The sequence below is a fragment of the Streptomyces sp. AM25 genome, from assembly GCF_058146165.1.
In genome coordinates this window covers 57,488-72,575 of sequence record NZ_JBKIWN010000019.1, presented here as the reverse complement: position 1 = coordinate 72,575, position 15,088 = coordinate 57,488, and the positions used below count along the sequence as shown (strand labels likewise).

General features: G+C 74.0%; 15 protein-coding genes and 1 pseudogene. 4 read left to right on the top strand and 12 right to left on the bottom strand.

The genetic code is table 11. The features are described from left to right. Positions 1-10: 10 nt before the first annotated feature. Genes ACLHRZ_RS25320 through ACLHRZ_RS25310 form a run of 3 tightly spaced genes read right to left on the bottom strand, consistent with a single transcriptional unit; the run spans position 11 to position 3,044 of the window. Positions 11-493 (bottom strand): copper chaperone PCu(A)C, encoded by a 483-nt coding sequence (locus ACLHRZ_RS25320; protein WP_490420810.1) that lies wholly within the window; start codon positions 491-493, stop codon positions 11-13. Continuing rightward, positions 493-2,838, bottom strand: a complete 2,346-nt coding sequence (locus ACLHRZ_RS25315; protein WP_490420809.1) for a heavy metal translocating P-type ATPase — start codon at positions 2,836-2,838, stop codon at positions 493-495. Before ACLHRZ_RS25315 ends, ACLHRZ_RS25320 begins: the two co-directional genes overlap by 1 nt. Next, a complete protein-coding gene (locus ACLHRZ_RS25310; protein WP_490420808.1) occupies positions 2,838-3,044 on the bottom strand; it encodes a hypothetical protein in 207 nt (68 codons plus the stop codon). Before ACLHRZ_RS25310 ends, ACLHRZ_RS25315 begins: the two co-directional genes overlap by 1 nt. A 230-nt stretch (positions 3,045-3,274) precedes the next feature. On the opposite strand from ACLHRZ_RS25310, the gene ACLHRZ_RS25305 reads away from it, so the two are divergent. Beyond that, positions 3,275-4,519 (top strand): cytochrome P450 family protein, encoded by a 1,245-nt coding sequence (locus ACLHRZ_RS25305; protein ID WP_490420807.1) that lies wholly within the window; start codon positions 3,275-3,277, stop codon positions 4,517-4,519. Between the two features lie 7 nt (positions 4,520-4,526). Further along, entirely contained in the window at positions 4,527-5,426 is a 900-nt protein-coding gene (locus ACLHRZ_RS25300; protein ID WP_490420806.1) for an L-tyrosine/L-tryptophan isonitrile synthase family protein, read from the top strand. Between the two features lie 23 nt (positions 5,427-5,449). On the opposite strand, the gene ACLHRZ_RS25295 is transcribed toward ACLHRZ_RS25300, so the two are convergent. From ACLHRZ_RS25295 to ACLHRZ_RS25285, 3 genes are read right to left on the bottom strand one after another with little or no spacing between them, the layout of a single operon-like run. Beyond that, on the bottom strand, positions 5,450-6,235 hold the full coding sequence (locus tag ACLHRZ_RS25295) for an ABC transporter ATP-binding protein (protein ID WP_490420805.1): 786 nt from the start codon (positions 6,233-6,235) through the stop codon (positions 5,450-5,452). 5 nt (positions 6,236-6,240) lie between these two features. Continuing rightward, entirely contained in the window at positions 6,241-7,308 is a 1,068-nt protein-coding gene (locus ACLHRZ_RS25290) for a FecCD family ABC transporter permease (protein ID WP_490420804.1), read from the bottom strand. Beyond that, positions 7,309-8,370, bottom strand: a complete 1,062-nt coding sequence (locus tag ACLHRZ_RS25285) for an ABC transporter substrate-binding protein (protein ID WP_490420803.1) — start codon at positions 8,368-8,370, stop codon at positions 7,309-7,311. Between the two features lie 142 nt (positions 8,371-8,512). Here ACLHRZ_RS25285 and ACLHRZ_RS25280 point away from each other — a divergent pair, with 142 nt between their 5' ends. Continuing rightward, positions 8,513-9,244 carry a PIG-L deacetylase family protein gene (locus ACLHRZ_RS25280; RefSeq protein WP_490420802.1) on the top strand — a complete coding sequence of 244 codons (732 nt, stop codon included), beginning with the start codon at positions 8,513-8,515 and terminating at the stop codon, positions 9,242-9,244. Here the strand turns inward: ACLHRZ_RS25280 and ACLHRZ_RS25275 are convergent. The 5 genes and pseudogenes from ACLHRZ_RS25275 to ACLHRZ_RS25255 all read right to left on the bottom strand — a co-directional run bounded on the left by ACLHRZ_RS25275 (position 9,234) and on the right by ACLHRZ_RS25255 (position 13,100). Further along, positions 9,234-10,394, bottom strand: a complete 1,161-nt coding sequence (locus ACLHRZ_RS25275) for a PP2C family protein-serine/threonine phosphatase (protein WP_490420801.1) — start codon at positions 10,392-10,394, stop codon at positions 9,234-9,236. The genes ACLHRZ_RS25280 and ACLHRZ_RS25275 overlap by 11 nt on opposite strands. A 74-nt stretch (positions 10,395-10,468) precedes the next feature. Continuing rightward, a complete protein-coding gene (locus tag ACLHRZ_RS25270; protein WP_490420878.1) occupies positions 10,469-10,933 on the bottom strand; it encodes a PTS-dependent dihydroxyacetone kinase phosphotransferase subunit DhaM in 465 nt (154 codons plus the stop codon). A 15-nt stretch (positions 10,934-10,948) separates the two neighbouring features. Next, positions 10,949-11,572: pseudogene (gene dhaL, locus ACLHRZ_RS25265) on the bottom strand (dihydroxyacetone kinase subunit DhaL); the annotation flags it as partial. A gap of 50 nt (positions 11,573-11,622) precedes the next feature. After that, the gene (locus tag ACLHRZ_RS25260) at positions 11,623-12,495 is read right to left on the bottom strand and encodes a DUF6114 domain-containing protein (protein ID WP_490420800.1); all 873 of its coding nucleotides are present in this window, start codon (positions 12,493-12,495) and stop codon (positions 11,623-11,625) included. After that, positions 12,486-13,100: a DUF6230 family protein gene (locus ACLHRZ_RS25255; RefSeq protein ID WP_490420799.1), complete on the bottom strand. Its 615-nt coding sequence runs from the start codon at positions 13,098-13,100 to the stop codon at positions 12,486-12,488. The genes ACLHRZ_RS25260 and ACLHRZ_RS25255 overlap by 10 nt, the downstream gene beginning before the upstream one ends. Positions 13,101-13,180: 80 nt before the next feature. Between ACLHRZ_RS25255 and ACLHRZ_RS25250 the strand changes: the two genes are divergently transcribed. Then, positions 13,181-13,810, top strand: coding sequence for a TetR/AcrR family transcriptional regulator (locus ACLHRZ_RS25250; protein ID WP_490420798.1), 630 nt, complete (start codon positions 13,181-13,183; stop codon positions 13,808-13,810). Between the two features lie 27 nt (positions 13,811-13,837). On the opposite strand, the gene ACLHRZ_RS25245 is transcribed toward ACLHRZ_RS25250, so the two are convergent. Beyond that, positions 13,838-15,058, bottom strand: a complete 1,221-nt coding sequence (locus ACLHRZ_RS25245) for a glycoside hydrolase family 18 protein (RefSeq protein ID WP_490420797.1) — start codon at positions 15,056-15,058, stop codon at positions 13,838-13,840. Positions 15,059-15,088 lie beyond the last annotated feature (30 nt).

Genomic DNA, 15,088 nt, shown 5'->3' with positions numbered 1-15,088 from the left:
AGGTGCCGGGTCAGTTTCCCGGCCGGACGACCACCGCCTCGGCCCGCACCTCGCCGCTCTCGCGAAAGCGCAGGACGAACGGGAGGCGGTCGCCGACGCGCAGGCTCGGCGGCCCGGACACCATCACGTCCAGCTCGTGCGGGGACATCTCCAGTGTGCCGTTCGCCGGGACCGTCGCGGAGCGCACCATCTGCATCGTTCCGGCGCCGTTCTTCACGACCGTGCGGCTGAGCATCGCGCCGCGGGCCGAGGGGACGTCGATGCCGACGAGCTCGTCGTCGATGTCCCCGGCGTTGCGCAGCCGGAAGAAGGCCGCGGTGTCGTCCGTGCCGAACGGGACCAGGACGCGCGCGTCCTCGACCGTCACCGAGGTCGGGCGGCCCGCTGCGCCGGAGGCCGTCCAGGCGGTCAGCCCGCCGAGGGCGACCGCGCACGCGGCGACGGGCACGAGGGCCGCGCGGGCGGTGCGGATGAGCGAGTCCTTGATCACCATCACGAGTCCTTCACCATGGGACGCCGGGACCGTCCCGAACGGGCCGGCACCGGCTGCCACGTGCGCAGCCGCAGGCTGTTGCCGACCACCAGCAGGGAGCTGACCGACATCGCGGCCGCGGCGACCATCGGGCTCAGCAGGCCGACCGCGGCGAGCGGCACGGTCACCAGGTTGTAGCCGAACGCCCAGGCCAGGTTGGCCCGTACGGTCACCGAGGTGCGGCGGGCCAGGCGCACCGCGTCCGCCAGGACGCCCATGTCCTCGCGGACGAGGGTGACGTCGGCGGCGCCGATGGCCGCGTCCGTGCCGCCGCCCATCGCGATGCCGAGGTCGGCGCCCGCGAGGGCGGCGGTGTCGTTGACGCCGTCGCCGATGACCGCGACCCGGTGGCCCTTCGCGCGCAGCGCGTGCACGAGTTCGGCCTTGTCCTCGGGGGTGGCCCGCGCGTGGACCTCCGTGATGCCGAGCTCGGCCGCGACGGCGCGGGCCGCGGCCTCGCTGTCGCCCGTGGCCAGCACGGGGCGCAGGCCGAGCCGCTTGAGGTGGTCGACGGCGCGGTAGCTGCCGGCCCGTACGGTGTCGCCGAGGGCGATGACGGCTTCGGCGGTGCCGTTCACTGTGACGACGACGGCCGTGTGGCCGTCCTGTTCGGCGGTGCGGAGCGCTGCCGCGAGGCGTTCGGGTAGTTGCTGCCGTTGTGATTCCGCCGGACCCTTGGCGTCGGGGGAATTCACCGGGGCTTCGCCCCGGCCCCCGTCTCCGGCCTCGATGGTCTCCGGCCTCCTCACCTCCACCCGCCTCCCCTCCACCGTCGCGCTCACGCCCACGCCCGCCGTCGCCGTGAAGTCCGTTGCCCGCGGCAGCCCCTCGGCCCCCGCGTGCGCGTGGATCGCTCGCCCCACCGGGTGCTCCGACCCCGACTCGGCCGCCGCCGCGAGGCGTACCGCCTCCTCGGTGCCGAGGCCGTCGGGGCGGGGGGTCACCGTCGTCACGGTCATCGAGCCCGTCGTCAGCGTGCCCGTCTTGTCCAGGACGACCGTGTCCACGCGCCGCAGGCCCTCCAGGGCCTGCGGGCCGCGGACCAGGATGCCCAGGCCCGCGCCGCGGCCGGTCGCCGCCAGCAGGGCGGTGGGGGTGGCCAGGCCCAGGGCGCACGGGCAGGCGACCACCAGGACCGCGACCGCCGCGGTGACCGCCGCCTGCGGGGACGCGCCCGCGCCGAGCCAGAAGCCGAGGACGGTGACGGCGACGGCGAGGACCGCCGGGACGAAGACGCCCGCGACCGCGTCCGCCAGCCGCTGCACCTTCGCCTTGCCGGCCTGCGCGTCCTCCACCAGCCGGGCGATCCGGGCCAGTTGGGTGTCCGCGCCGACCGCTTCGGCCCGTACCTCCAGCAGCCCGCCGGAGTTGACCGCACCGCCCACCACGGACGCGCCCGGAGCGGCCTCCACGGGGACGCTCTCGCCCGTGACGAGGGACAGGTCCAGCGCCGAACTGCCCGCGACGACCGTGCCGTCGGTCGCCACGCGCTCCCCGGGCCGTACGACGAAGAGGTCGCCGACCCGCAACTCGGCGATCGGGACGCGGCGTTCGGTGCCGTCCGCCGCCCGGACGGTCACGTCCTTGGCGGCGAGGGAGGCCAGTGCCCGCAGCGCCGAGCCCGTGCTGCGGCGGGCCCTGGCCTCCAGCAGCCGGCCGGTCAGGACGAACAGCGGGACGCCGACCACCGCCTCCAGGTACACGTCCGCCGTACCGCCCGCCATCGAGGGCACCAGCGTGAACGGCATCCGCATGTCCGGGTTCCCGGCGCCGCCGAGGAACAGGGCGTACGCCGACCAGGAGTACGAGGCCAGCACGCCCAGCGAGACCAGCGTGTCCATCGTCGCGGCCGAGTGCCGCAGCCCGCGCAGCGCCCGCTCGTGGAACGGCCACGCGCCCCACGCCGCGACCGGCGTCGCCAGCGCGAAGCACAGCCACTGCCAGTTGCGGAACTGCAGCGCGGGAACCATGGACAGCACGAGCACCGGCACGGACAGCAGGGCCGTGAGCAGCAGCCGGGTGAGGGCCGTGGCACCGGGCCCGTCGTCGTCGGGTGCGACGGGCCGCTCGGGTTCGGGCAGCGCGGCCGTGAAGCCCGCGCCCTCCACCACCGCCATCAGCTCGGCCGGCGTCACCGACGCAGGGTGGCTGACGCGGGCGCGGCTCGTGGCCAGGTTGACGGTGGCGCTCACGCCGTCCAGGCGGCCGAGCTTCTTCTCGACGCGGGCCACGCACGCGGCGCAGGTCATGCCGCCGACGATCAGCTCGGTCTCGGTGGCCGCGGACGTTGTCGCGGTGCTGGTCATCAGTGGCCCATCCCCGGCATGCCGTCCATGCCCCCGCCGCCGCTGCCGCCGGATCCGGAACCCGGGCCGCCGCCGGTGCGGTGCATGCCGGGGGAGACGGGCCCGGCCGCGGAGCCGGCGGCGTACGCGACGCCGAAGAGCGCGGTCAGGAGCAGGGCGAAGCCGATCAGTGCTGCGTACGGACTGAGGGGGTGACGTGCGGTCATCGAGGCATCGTGGCACGGCCCGGCGCGCGATCCGGGCCTTGCGCCCGTTGCACGGCACGTGAGGATTGTCCCTTTCGCGGCCGGGAACCAACGGCCCCGCCCGGCCGACTACCTGGAGATCGGAGGGCGTTCCGGAAGCCGCCCGGGAACCTCCTGCAACCCTCCGGGAACTCGAACCCCCGTCCGTACGACTTCTCAGGGGTCCACGACTTCCTGAGGAGACCCCCGCCGTGCCGCCGTCCGAACCCGTGCACCTTTCCGGTTCCGCGTACAAGCGCGATCCCTACCCGCTGTACGCGCGGCTGCGCGAGGAGGGGCCGATCCACCGGGTGCTGTTCCCCAGCGGCGTCACCGCCTGGCTGGTCACCGGCCACGCAGCCGCCCAGAGCACCCTCGCCGATCCCCGGCTCGGCAAGAACCACGCGCGCGGCAACGACCGGTGGCGCGCCCGCGCCTCGATCATGCCCGAGCCGCAGCACTCCCAGCTCCAGGTGCACCTCCTGCACCAGGACCCGCCGAAGCACACCGCCATGCGCCGGCTGATCACCGACGCCTTCGCGCCGCGCCGCGTCGAGGAACTGCGGCCGCGCTTCCAGGAGATGGCGGATGCGCTCGTGGACGCGATGCCGGCCGGTGCCGACGCCGTCGACCTGGTGCAGTGCTTCGCCGCCCGGTACCCCTTCCAGGTCCTCGCCGAGACCATCGGGCTGCCCCCGCACCTCGCCGCCCGGTTCCGCCGCGAATGGGGCGGCGTCGTCGCGCCCGTCGGCCCGGAGGACCCCCGGCGCCCCGCCTACGAGGAGCTGCTGCGCGGGCTCCAGGGCTATATCGCCGACGTGGTGGCCGACCGGCGCGAACACCCCGGCGACGGCCTGCTCGGCCGGCTGGTCGCCGCGCGCGACGCGGGCGAACTGTCGCAGGAGGAGCTGGACTCCATGATCTTCCAGCTGCTGGTGGCCGGGCAGGAGCCCGTCACCAACCAGATCACCACCGCGCTCGTGTCGCTGTTCCGCCACCCGGAGGCCATGGAACGGCTGCGCGCCGAGCCGGAGCTGATGTCGGCCGCCGTCGAGGAACTGATGCGTCTGGACAGCGCGTTCGAGCTCACCACCTGGCGCTTCCTCGCCGAGGACGCCGAACTGCACGGCACGCGGGTGCCCGCCGGGGACTCGGTGATCGTCTCCCTCTGCGCCGCCAACCGCGACCCCGAACGCTTCCCCGACCCCGACACGCTCGACCTCGACCGGCAGCAGGGGCCGCACCTCGGCTTCGGGCACGGCATCCACTTCTGCCCCGGCGCGGCCCTCGCCCGCATCGAACTCCAGGTCGCCCTCGGCACCTTGATCCGGCGGCTGCCGGGGATGCGGCTCGCCGTTCCGGAGGAGAAGCTGTCCTGGATCCCGGCCGTCCTCGGCCGGGGCACCGCCGCGCTGCCCGTGACCTTCGGGGGCGTGTGCCCCCGCTCGCGTGGGTGACCCCGGCATGACCTCCGTCGAGGCCGCGATTCTCGGCCTGCTCCTGCCGTACCACCGGACCGCCGGCCCGGCGTCCTCCGATCCGCAGGACCACCCGGAACAGCTCGATCAGATACGCGCGTTCACCGAACGCGGCGAGCCCGTGCTGTTCACCCTCCCCGGCTTCCCGTGCAAGTCCCCCAACCCCGAGAAGGTCCTCGGCCGCCTTCCGGACGAGGGCGAGCGGCTCTCGCTCACCTTCCTGGACGGGCTCTGCGCACGGATCGGCGAGCTCTACGCGCCCGGGGCGCGGATGGTCGTCTGCTCGGACGGGCACATCTTCGCGGACCAGATCAAGGTGTCCGACGCGGACATCGACGCCTACGGGGACGAACTGCGCGCCCTGATCCGGCGGGAGGGGCTGCAGCACCTGGAGACCTTCGACCTCCGGCAGGTCCACGGGGACCTGCCGCACGAGGAGAAGCGCCGCCTGGTGACGGAGGCGTACGCGCCCTCGCTGGACGAACTGCGGGCGCAGACGCGGACGGACGAGGAGACCGCGCGGCTGTACCGCGGCATCACGCGCTTCCTGGTCGAGGACACGCCCGCGGGATACGCGGGCAGCCGGTCCGCGCTGCAGCGCGAGTGCAGGGCGCGGGCGTACGAGGTGATCGCCCGGAGCCGGGCGTGGGGCGATCTGATCGCCGACCACTTTCCGCGGTCGGTGCGGCTGTCGATCCATCCGCAGCCGATGGGGGCGGGGAAGTTCGGGATCCGGTTGCTGGAGTGCGCCGATGTGTGGGCCACTCCGTGGCATTCGACGGTGGTGCTCGGGCCTGCGGCCCGGCTGATGCGGCGGGTCGATGCCGAGGAGGCCGGCCGGCTGGTGTGGCGGGACGGGCGGCCCAGCCATTACGTGGTGGGGTAGGAGGGCGGGGGCCCCGGCCCCCCTCACACCCCCGCCGCCACCGCCGCCCGGTGGTCGAACGCGATCAACGGATCCCCCGTCAACGGGTGTTCCACCACCGCCGCCCGCACCCCGAACACCTCCGCCAGGAGTTCCGCCGTCAGGACGTCCCGCGGCGTCCCCGACGCCACCACCGCGCCCCCGTGCAGCACGTGCAGCCGGTCGCACACCGACGCCGCCGCGTTGAGGTCGTGCAGGGCGAGCAGCGTCGTGCGGCGCTGCTCCCGGAGCAGGGTCAGGAGCTCCACCTGGTGGCGCACGTCCAGGTGGTTCGTCGGCTCGTCCAGGACCAGGACCTGCGGGTCCTGGGCCAGGGCCCGGGCCAGCAGGACGCGTTGGCGTTCGCCGCCGGACAGGGCCGAGAAGCGGCGGCGGCCGGCGCCGCTCATGCCGACCCGGGCCAGGGCGGTCGCCACCGTGTCGGTGTCGGTGCGGTCCTCGCCGGAGAAGGCGCGCTTGTAGGGGATGCGGCCCATGGCCACGACCTCGTGGACCGACAGTTCGAAGTCGGTTCCGCGCTCCTGCGGCAGCGCCGCCACCCGGCGGGCGGACTCGACGGCCGTCAGGGTGCGTACGTCCGTGCCGCCCACCAGCACCCGGCCGGCCTGCGGGCGCAGATGGCGGTAGACGGTGCGCAGGACCGTCGACTTGCCGCTGCCGTTGGGGCCGATGAGGCCGGCGATCTCGCCCTCCTCGGCGACGATGTGCACACCCGAGACCACCGTCCGGCCGGACAGGGCCACTTCCAGGTCTTCGACGGAGATCCTCATGCCGCTCAGCCCCGTTCCAGGCGTCGGTCCAGCAGATACAGCAGCGTCGGCGCGCCGATCAGCGCGGTGACCACGCCCACCGGCAGCTCCTGGTCGGGCAGGGCGGTCCGGGCGATCAGGTCGACGACCGTCAGCAGGACGGCGCCGAAGAGGGCCGAGACCGGGAGCAGCCGGCGGTGGTCGCCGCCCACCACCATCCGGCAGGCGTGCGGGACCATCAGTCCCACGAAGCCGATCGCCCCGGAGACCGAGACGAGCACGCCCGTCAGCACGCTTGTCACGACGAAGAGTTCGCGGCGCAGCCGGGTGACGTCCACGCCGAGGCTGGCCGCCGTCTCGTCGCCCATCAGCAGGGCGTTGAGCGCCCGGGCGCGGGCCAGCAGGGCGGCAAGTCCCAGCAGGACGGCCGCCGTCGGGGCGGCGAGCGTCGCCCACTGGGCCCCGCCGAGGGAGCCCATCAGCCAGAACAGCACGCCGTGCGTCTGCTGTTCGTCGCCGGCCTGGAGCACCAGGTAGTGGGTGAAACCGGACAGGAACTGCCCGATCCCCACCCCTGCGAGCACCAGCCGCAGCGGCCGGAAGCCGCCTCCGCGCCGGGCGAACGCCCACACCAGCGCGAAGGAGGCGAGCGCCCCGGCGAACGCGGCCGAGGACAGGCCCAGTCCGAGCGCGCCGCCCGCGCCCGCCCCCAGCACGATCGCCGAGACGGCGCCCAGCGACGCGCCGCTGGAGATGCCCAACAGGTACGGGTCCGCGAGCGGGTTGCGGACCAGGGCCTGGACGGCCGTGCCGACCAGGCCGAGGCCCGCGCCCACCACGGCCGCCAGCAGGGCGCGCGGCACCCGCAGCCGCCACACGATGAGGTCCTGCGTGCCCGGCGCCGGGGCCTGCCCGGTCAGGCCGCGCTCCACGGCCGACCACACCTCGCCGGGCGGTACCCGGGTGGAGCCCAGGCACACCGAGGCGGTCAGCGCCGCCAGCAGGACGGCGCCGAGCGCGACGCCGACCCAGCCGGCCCGTACCCCCGCCCCCCGCTCGCGCCCCTCCGCGGCGGCCGGGGCCACGGCCGCCAACTACTTGACCTTTTCCGGGTACAGGGTGTGCGCGATCTCCTGGACGGTGTCCGCGCTGCGCACCCCGCCGATGGTGGTGCGCTCGGACCCGATGCGCAGGAAGTGCCCCTCCTGCACGGCCTTGAGGCCCTTGGTGGCCGGGAAGGACTTCAGGAACTCGGCGGCCTCGTCGAAGGCCTTCTTGTTGGCCCCCTCGCTGCCGCGGTTGCGCACGGCCAGCTGGATCCAGTCGGGGTTCTTGGCGACGACGTCCTCCCAGCCGACGGGCTTGAAGTCGCCGTCGCAGCCGTCGAAGACGTTGCGGGCGCCGGCCTGGGTGATCACGGCGTTGGCGACCTGCCGGTTGCAGACGGCCATCGGCTGCTTGGTGCCGGCGTCGTAGTCGAAGAGGAAGTACGTGGGCCGCTTGTCCTGCGGGACGTCCTTGAGCGCGTCCTGCACCGCGCCGGTCTTCTTCCGCATGGACGCGACCAGTTCGGCGGCGCGCGCCGAGGTGCCGGTGACCTTGCCGAGCTCCTCGATGTCGGACTCGACGCCCGACAGGTCGGTGCGCGGGGACTTGTTCATGGCCGCGCACGCCGAGGACTTCAGGAAGACGTGCTTGATGCCCGCTGCCTTGAACTCGTCGGCGGTCGGGGCGTTGCCCATCTTCCCCATGTTCTTCATGGAGGAGAAGGAGTCGAGGTAGAGGTCCGCGCCCGAACCCAGCAGCTTCTCCTTGGGTATGACGGTCTTGCCGAGCACCGGGACCTTCGCCGCCTGCCCCTCGTACTGATGCGGCATGGCGCCGTTGCCGGGCGGGAAGCCCGTACCGACGGCCTTGTCGCCCGCGCCCAGCCACATCAGCAGTTCCAGGCCGGAGGCGTTGCTGGTGACGATGCGCTTCGGCGCTTCGTCGAACGTGGTCTCCGCACCCATGCAGTCGGTCACGCTCACCGGGAATCCGGCTGCGGCGGACGCGCCCGCGTCGTCCTTCTTCTCCGACGTGCCGCCGCCACCGCCGCAGGCCGTCGCCGACAGGGCCACCGCGGCCACCAGACCGCTCCACGCACGAGCGCGCATCAGAAAACTCTCCAGGGTTCGACAGGTTCGACAGGTTCCACGTACACACGGGCCCGCCGGAGCGGGCCCGGATCAGGTAGTCGGACGGAACGCCCGGCCGGTTCCCGGGCGTCGTGAAGAAATGCGGCATACGCTGGGCGGCATGGCGGAGCAGCTGAAGGAGATGCCCACCGACTGGCAGCGTGCCCTCGCGATCGTCGCGCACCCCGACGACCTCGAGTACGGGGCCTCCGCCGCCGTCGCCACCTGGACCGACGCCGGGCGTTCGTGCGCCTACGTGCTGGCCTCCTCCGGCGAGGCCGGCATCGACACCCTCGCCCCCGCCGAGGCCGCCCCGCTGCGCGAGCGCGAACAGCGGGCGAGCGCCGCGGCGGTCGGGGTGCGGAGCGTGGAGTTCCTCGGCCACCCCGACGGGGTCATCGAGTACGGCACCGCGCTGCGCCGGGACTTCGCCGCCGCCGTCCGGCGCCACCGCCCCGACCTCGTCCTCACCCTCAACCACCACGACACCTGGGGCGGCACTTCCTGGAACACCCCCGACCACCGCAACGTCGGCCGGGCCGCACTGGACGCCGTCGCCGACGCCGGCAACCGGTGGATCTTCCCCGGCCTCGCCGAGCAGGGCCTCCAGCCGTGGAACGGGGTGCGCTACGTGGCCGTGGCGGGCTCCCCGCAGCCGACCCACGCGGTCGACGCGAGCGCGGGGCTGGAGCGCGCCGTGCAGTCCCTGCTCTGCCACCGCACCTACATCGAGGCGCTGACCGAGGACGAACCGGAGGGCTACTGCCGGTCCTTCCTGGAGAGCGGCATGGCCCGCGCCGCCGAGCGGTTCGGCGGCCGCCCCGCCGTGGCGTTCGAACTGTTCACGCTCTGACCTCCGCCGAAGCGCGTTCCATCACCAGCACGGCCACGTCGTCCTGCAGCCGCCCGCCGGTGTGCGCGACGAGGTCGGCGCGCAGCCGGGCCAGGAGTTCGGCGGTCGGCAGGGCGGCCCAGGCGCCGAGCCGCTCGGTGAGCGGGTAGAAGGCGCCGTCCGGCGCCCGCGCCTCGGTCACCCCGTCGGTGCAGGCCAGCAGCCGGGCCGTCGGCGGCAGCGTCACGCGCTGGGCCGTGCGGGGCGCCGTCACCAGGTGCCCGAGCCCCAGCGGCAGGCCCGGGTCCACGGGCTCCAGTTCGCGCACGCCGCCGTCCGGGCCGAGGAGGAACGGGGCCAGGTGCCCGCAGTCGACGAGCACCAGGTGGATCCGGTCGTCCGCCCCGGCCGGGGCGGGCTCCTCCGCGCCGAGGACCAGGGCCGTCACGAACTCCTCCGACGCCCGCATCCGCACCTCCTCCGGCCGGATGCGGGCGTCCGGCTGCGACCTCGCCTGGTACTCGGCCGACCGGTGGTAGCGCTGGAGCCCCTGCTCCATCGCCTTCACGCCGCTGACCAGGTCCTGCCGGTGGTACGCCGCCTCCCGGAAGGCGGTGAGCACCGCGGCCCCCGCGCCCAGGGTGCCCAGCCCCTTGCCGCGGACGTCGCCGATGAGCACCCGGGTGCCGTACGGGGTGTCGACGACCTCGTAGATGTCGCCCCCGATCAGCGCCTCCCGCTGCGAGGACACGTAGAAGCCGTCCACCAGCACGCCGTGCGTGCGCAGCGGAAGCGGCCGCAGCAGGGCCCGTTGGGCTGCCTCGCCGGTGGCCCGCACGCGGTCCAGCAGCGCCTCCTCGTCCCGCCGCAGCCGGGACACGGCGACGGCCGCGCCGACCATGAGGACGTTGCCGAGGACCGCCCCGATGCGGTCGACCAGGGTCACCTCGGGCGGCAGCAGCACCCCGTGGAGGGTCACCATCAGGACGAAGTCGACTGCCCCCACGAACAGCGTCTGGGGGTACGTGCACAGCACCGCCGCCAGCACCGGTGCCAGGGCTGCGTAGACGTCCAGCCGCAGGGCCGCACGGGTCGCCAGGTCCAGCCAGACGACGGCGGTGAGATAGGCCAGGACCAGCGCGAAGGGCAGGCTGCGCGACAGCGAGCGCACCGGGGCAGACCTCCGCGGAACAGGGACGGGCCGACCCGCCCAGCCTTCCACGGGCGGTCCGCCCCGGCCACCGGTCAGATCTTGCGGTAGGCGCGGGCGTCGCCGGCCGCCGCGAGGACGGCGGCGAGGTCGCCGCCCGCCGACGCGGTGACCACGGCCGCCACCGCGCCCTCGACGAAGGGGGCGTCCGCGATGCGCACGCCCGCGGCCGCGATCCCGCTCTCGGCCAGCAGGGCCTTGACGGTGAGGACCGCGCTGCCCATGTCGCACACCGCCACCACGCCCGCGCCCTCGTCGGCGGTGCGCACCGCCTGCCGGACCAGCTCGGCGCTGGTGCCGACGGAGCCGTCGGGCAGCCCGCCGGCCGTCGCCACCGGGGCCGGGTCGCCCGTGCCCACCAGGGCCCGGGCGAGGGCGGCCGTCGCGGCGGCCACGTCACGGCTGTGCGAGACGAGGACGGTGCCGACGCGCCCGGCGGGCGGCTGCTCCGCTTCCCCGGGCTGCTGTTCCTCGGCGACGGGGACCTCCGCCGCGCACAGCTCCGGGTCCGTGGCCTCGTACAGCGAGGTGAGCAGCAGGGCTGAGGAGGCGGCGCCCGGGTCCAGGTGACCGATGCTGCGCTCGCCCAGGTAGCTGGCGCGTCCGCGCCGTGCCTGCAGGGGGACGGTCGCCTCGGCGCCGTCGCGGGCCGCCCGGGCGGCGGCGTCGAGGGCGGCCGTGGTGCCGGCGCCCCGGTCCAGCGCCCCGGTGTAGGCGTCGACGGCCGGCTGCAGGGCGTCGACCATGGTCTTGTCGCCGGGCGCGGAGTCCCCGAGCCGCCGCACGCTGGCCACGGCCGCGGTCAGCGCCCGGCCGAGGGCCTCCGGTGCGACGACGGGGTCCTCGCCGAGGACCTTGCCCATGCGGCGCAGCACCGTTCCGTAGAGCGGTCCGGAGGCGCCGCCGACGGTGTTGGTGAGGTGCACACCGGCCGCGGTGAGCAGGGCCCCGGGGGTGGCCGGCGGTTCGGCGGCGAGGGCCTGGAGGGCGGAGGTGAAGCCGCGCTTGAGGTTGACGCCGTGGTCGGCGTCGCCGATGGCGGCGTCGAGCTCGGTGAGGCGGGTGGATTCGGCGGTGATGACGCGGGTGGCGCGGTCGAGGAACCGGCGGAAGAAGGCCAGGTCGAGCGTGACGGTCATGGGGGTCAGGGTAGGGGGTCGGTTTTCCGCGGGCTTCGCCCCCGGACCCCTCACGCCCTCAGCCGCAGCCCGTCCGCCACGATCACGTCCGCCGTCACCAGCGCCTGCTCCGCCACCACCCGCGTCATGAAGACGAACGGCGGGATCACCGGCGGCACCGGCAGCCCGTCCGGGGAGAACGTCACGCACAGCACGCCCTCCAGGCAGCCGCTGAAGCGCGTGAGGTAGAGCGTCACATGGCCGGTGAGGTCCAGTTTCCCGGCGGTCAGGGCGAATTCGGGGCTTTCCTTGTCCCGTGTGGTCATGCGGTAGTCGGTCAGCGAGGCGGCGCCCATCGTCAGGACCATGGCCGTCACCGGGCCGTCCGCCGTGGGAACTTGCTCGATGCCGGCGAAGGCGAAGCCGTGCGGCGCGAAGCGTGATGTGGTGACGGACGCCGGTACCGCGGCCGCCCGGACGGCGGCCCGCGGTGCGGCCTCGGCGCGGCCCGTGCCGGTCGGGAACAGCGCGGCCACGAGCACGACGGGCAGCAGGATCGCCAGGGCCCTGGGCGCGCCCTCCGGCGGAGCCGCCGGCGTCCAGCCGAAGCCCATCGCGCTGCCCGCGATGCCCAGCAGCATGCCGACCAGGAAGCCGCCGAGGTTCGTCGCGGCGAACGAAAGCACCGACAGGATCAGCGCGTTGACGCTGACGTAGTGCCGGGCCGACGGCAGCCACCACAGGAACTGGCCCGCGGCGATCAGCGCCAGCCCGATCCCGATCGCGGCCAGGCCGCCCAGCCCCAGGCTCACCAGCACGGTCAGCGGCGACAGCGGAACCACCAGCAGTTCCGTCCCGCCGAGCATCAGCAGCAGCCCGGCCCAGAAGGGCCGGGTCCGCCGCCAGGACCGGAACGCGGCGCGGGCGTCCGGCCTCAGAAGCACTGCTTGCCGTCCAGGCCGACCGAGAGCCGCAGGCCCTTGAGGCGGAAGTTGCCGCCGGTCGCCGACCAGGCGTGCGAGCGCACCCCGGCCACGGTGATGTCCCCGGCCTGCAGGCCGAACTTCCCCGGTTCGCCCTTGACGTCCCGCACTTGGTCGAGGGTCGAGGCGTCGCGGCCGATCTGCGCGGTCCCGAAGCGGGCGTCGCCGACGAGGTCCTCGCCGTCGATGACGAGGCTGCTCGCCGTCACCTCCCCGGCGTCGCCGCCCGCGCTGAGCCGGAAGGTGACCTTGCCCAGCGGAGTGTCCACGGACGCCGACTGGCAGATGTCGCTCAGCGTCGCGTCCCCGATGCCCAGCAGGGCGACCGGGTGTCCCTTGCCGTCCACGGCCCGGTCCGTCTGGACGTACGAGGCCAGGCCCTTGCTCGTCAGCTTCCCGGAGGAGACCTGGAAGTTGGTGCCCGAGACCGCGAACGAGGCGGCGAGGGCGCCCTGCGCCATCACCACGCCCATCGCCGCCACCGCGGCCAGGGCGGGGACGGCGGCAACGGCGGTCTTCTTCCAGGCCGTTCGGCCCTCGGGCAGACGTCGGTCGGATCCGCTCACTGCTTCCTCCCGCAGGGAGTGAGTGGTGGGGCTCTCTGAGATACTGCGGACGTCCGGTGCTCGGGAGACTAGGGCCGAATTTGAATAATAGTCAACAGCGCGGTACGGGCCGTTCCCGTTCGCGGCGTGCCGAACTCATCGCCATCGGGCGGAAGTTGTTCGCCGACACGTCCTACGACGCCCTGTCGATGGACGACATCGCCCGGCACGCGGGCGTCGCCAAGGGCCTGATCTACTACTACTTCAAGAACAAGCGCGGCTACTACCTGGCGATCATCGAGGACTCGGTCGCCGAGCTCGTGGTGCGGGCGGCGTCCACCCGCGACCTGCCGCCCGCCGAGCGCGTGCAGCGCACGGTGGACGGGTACCTGCGCTACGCCCAGCACCACCAGGCGGCCTACCGGGCGATCGTCACGGGCGGCGTCGGCTTCGACGCCGAGGTGCTCGCGCTGCGCGAGGGCGTCCGCGAGCAGCTGGTGCTCGCCATCGCCCGCGGCGCCTGGGGGCGCAGCGACGTCCCCCTCGTCGCCCGCACCGCGCTGATCGGCTGGCTCGCCGGCGTCGAGGGCGTCACCCTGGACTGGCTGAACCACCAGGGGCTGCCGCGCGACGTGGTGTGCTCGCTGCTGGTGCGGGGGCTGGGGGACACGCTGCGGATGATCGAGGACTACGCGCCGGAGTGCCCGGCGCCGGCCCGGAGCGGACCGTGAGGGCGCCGGGGGTGCCGGTGCGCCGGGTCAGGTGATGGACCGGACCAGTTCGCCGTCCGACGTGTCGCCGCTCAGCTCCCAGAAGAACGTGCCGCCCAGGCCCTGTTGGTCCTTGTAGGCCATCTTCCCCGCGATCGTCGACGGGGTGTCGTAGCTCCACCAGTCGCTGCCGCAGGAGGCGTAGGCGGTGCCGGCGACCGTGCCGTTGGCCGGGCACTTGGTCTTGAGGACCTTGTAGTCCTCGATGCCCTGCTCGTAGGTGCCCGCGGCGGGGCCCGTCGCCGTGCCGCCCGGAGCTGACTGTGTGACTCCGGTCCAGCCGCGGCCGTAGAAGCCGATGCCGAGCAGGAGCTTGTTCGCGGGCACGCCCAGGGACTTGAGCTTCTGGATGGCGGCGTCGCTGTGGAAGCCGGGCTTGGGTATGCCGTCGTAGGAGGTCAGCGGCGAGTGCGGGGCCGTGGGGCCCTTGGCGTCCCAGGCGCCGAAGTAGTCGTACGTCATGGGGTTGTACCAGTCGACGTAGCGGGCGGCCCCCGCGTAGTCCGCGGCCTCCAGCTTGCCGCCCGGCGAGCCGTCCGCGGTGATGGCCGCGGTCACCAGGCTGCTGCCGCCGAACCGGGCGCGCAGCGCGGCCATCAGGTTGCGGAAGGCGTCGCTCCCGCCGGCGTCACAGGTCAGGCCGCAGGCGTTGGGGTACTCCCAGTCGATGTCGATGCCGTCGAACACCCCGGCCCAGCGCGGGTCGTTGACGAGGTTGTAACAGGAGTCGGCGAAGGCCGCCGGGTCCTTGGCGGCGTCGGCGAAGCCGCCGGACCAGGTCCAGCCGCCGAAGGACCACAGCACCTTCAGGCCCGGGTGCAGCTGCTTGAGCTTGCGCAGCTGGTTGAAGCTGCCGCGCAGCGCGCCGGCGTCCCAGGTGTCGGCCTTGCCGTCGACGCTGCCCGCCGCGTCGTAGGCCTTGTCGTAGTCGGCGTAGGCGTCGCCGATGGCGCACTTGCCGCCCGTGACGTTGCCGAAGGCGTAGTTGATGTGGGTCAGCTTGCTCGCGGAGCCGGACGTCTCGATGTTCTTGACGTGGTAATTGCGGCCGTAGACGCCCCAGTCGGTGAAGTAGCCGACGACCTTGTGCCCGGCGCCCGTGTCGCCGGAACCGGAGTCGTCGGCACCGGCCGGGGCTGCGGTGAGGGCGGTGACGAGCAGGGCCGCGACGGCGGTCATGGCGGCCGCGGGTCCGTACGGTCGGTGCATGGGTTCTCCTCGGTGGGTGGGGAGATCAAG